Raw genomic sequence first — 1,608 nt, forward strand, 5'->3', positions numbered from 1 at the left:
AATTAAAAAACAAAAATTAACTTAACCCTTCCAGAGCCCAATTGCAAGGCCTATCAGAAACAGTATAACCGTCAGAGATACTGCAATTGCGCCTAGCTTAATGTCGTGGATATAAGTTACAACATAAGTGATAAACTTAGTTACTTCATAACTGAACGAAATCTTAGGAACAAAAGTCAACCCGACATAACCTGCAATGACGAAGCCAACGAGCGCAAGCACGAACGCCACCAGTCCCTTCTTAATGGCCAGCCCGAACAGCAGTCCTACGACGAAAGTCAGGGCAAAATCCAGTATGGTTGTCCAAGCCAAGATCATTCGTAATCATCCTTTTTATTATGATACATCCTGTAATCACTTCTTAAACTCGTACATTAACTATTTGGTACACTTTTGAAAGTAGTTAATAAAAGAAGAAATTGAGAGGAAAGAATAAAAGTATTTTTCTCGAGGATATCCAACTGAATGTCGAATTCAATTGAACTTTCCATTACAAATACGGAGAGTTATATATTCTCATTCATTGATAAATATACAGAGTTGACTAGATGAGGTAATAAGAGCCACACCTACCAAGAGACTACAACTGCCTCTCCCTTGCTAGACTTGCCAAATTCGACCTCGGCAAAACTCAGACCGTCGCTTAAGAACCCCTTCCTTACACTATCGGGGTTGGTTTCCTTTATACCATCTAATAAACGTTTTCTGACGTGCACAGGTTTTTCCCATTCCTTGGTTATATGAATTCTGAGGGAACCTGTGTCAAGCGGTAGTGCAAACTTCAGTGAATGCTCGGAAAAAGTGAATCGACTGGTGACGAAAAGGAAATCACTCTCAGAAGGACCCAGGGATCTCCTTAAACCCACTCCAATCCCGGTCTGTCCGGTAAAAGAAAATGCTATCTCCACGTTTCCCTCCGATATCTTGCCAAATTTGTCGAATGATTCAATGTTAAGTTCACTGATAGTGTCTATGATCCCTGTAGGTATATTTATCGGGATCCTATTGAGTAGGCTTTCACCTTCGTTTAAGAACTTGAGAAGAATTGACATTGCCACTGCTGAGTCTGAAATATGATAAGATACAGATGTTTCTTGAATCTTAACGACTTTCATCCCGTCTTCGACTGACTTCCTGATAAGTTTTGCCCTCATCCCTTTCTCAATGTATCTCTGCACCATGGTGTTGCTTGCTGATGAGCCGCGAAATGATTCAAAAAGCTTCTTTATATCTTTGAATCTGTACTCCCCATCCTTCATCTTGGTTCTTAGCATCTCTTCAAAGTCACTGAACGCATCCCGTTTTTGTAAAACTTTTCCCGGCCTGAAGTAATGAACCGTCCCGTTCTTGTGGGTGTAAATCTCGTACAAGTAAACTGTTCCTCCACTCCCCGTTGCGTAGTTGACCTTCACTGTTGCATTTGCACCACAAATTTTGCACAGAGACTCTGCTGGTTTTCTAGGCATCTGAATCACACATTTTGCCAACAATATTGAATGTTGCCAACAATATCTCGAAAACTTTCAAGTCCTTTTCCACCTAAACTGGAGAACAGAAAATGGTCTTATTGATTTCAACTTCACGGAATATACAAATCTCCATTTTTTT

General features: G+C 40.3%; 2 protein-coding genes. Both read right to left on the reverse strand.

Features of this window, described 5'->3' with window-relative positions; translation table 11 throughout:
- Nucleotides 1–21: 21 nt before the first annotated feature.
- A complete protein-coding gene (locus tag LVQ96_08795; GenBank protein ID MCW6171245.1) occupies nucleotides 22–312 on the reverse strand; it encodes a hypothetical protein in 291 nt (96 codons plus the stop codon).
- Nucleotides 313–569: 257 nt separating this feature from the next.
- Nucleotides 570–1,466 (reverse strand): hypothetical protein, encoded by an 897-nt coding sequence (locus LVQ96_08800; protein ID MCW6171246.1) that lies wholly within the window; start codon nucleotides 1,464–1,466, stop codon nucleotides 570–572.
- Nucleotides 1,467–1,608: the final 142 nt, after the last annotated feature.

Source organism: Thermoplasmatales archaeon (assembly GCA_026127925.1).
GTDB lineage: Archaea > Thermoplasmatota > Thermoplasmata > Thermoplasmatales > Thermoplasmataceae > JAKAYB01.

Coding starts and splice junctions, on each gene's coding strand:
- LVQ96_08800 (MCW6171246.1), bottom strand. CDS start 1,466: ATGCCTAGAAAACCAGCAGAGTCTCTGTGCAAAATTTGTGGTGCAAAT.